Annotated in this window: 1 pseudogene; it reads left to right on the top strand. The window is 45.2% G+C overall.

Features of this window, described 5'->3' with window-relative positions:
• Positions 1-365, top strand: a pseudogene (locus EAE89_RS23260) (RpnC/YadD family protein); the annotation flags it as partial.

Raw genomic sequence — 365 nt, 5'->3', positions numbered from 1 at the left:
GGATATGCTGGAATGGATACCCCAATTGGTGGAACTCTTGAATGCAGGGTATAATACAACCGAACAGCGCAATGTGGTATTAAGCTATATTTTACTGAATGGGCATACGCTGGATCTCTCACACTTTATCCATCAACTGATTGAACAATCTCCGGAGAATAAAACGATGTTGATGACTATTGCAGAACAGCTTGAACAAAAAGGGCGCGAGCAAGGTATCAAGCAAGGTATTGAGCGAGGTATTGAGCAAGGCCGAGAGGAAGGTAAAGTGGAAACGGCTCGAGCCTTATTACGGCATGGCGTCAGCCTGGATATTATTGTCACCAGTACCGGACTGAGCCGGGATAAAATTGAAGCGTTAAAGC

Origin of the sequence: Photorhabdus heterorhabditis (assembly GCF_018448905.1) — a bacterium.
Taxonomy (GTDB): Bacteria; Pseudomonadota; Gammaproteobacteria; order Enterobacterales; family Enterobacteriaceae; genus Photorhabdus; species Photorhabdus heterorhabditis.
The sequence above is the reverse complement of the archived record's forward strand: the minus strand, read 5'-3'. Positions and strand labels throughout refer to the sequence as shown.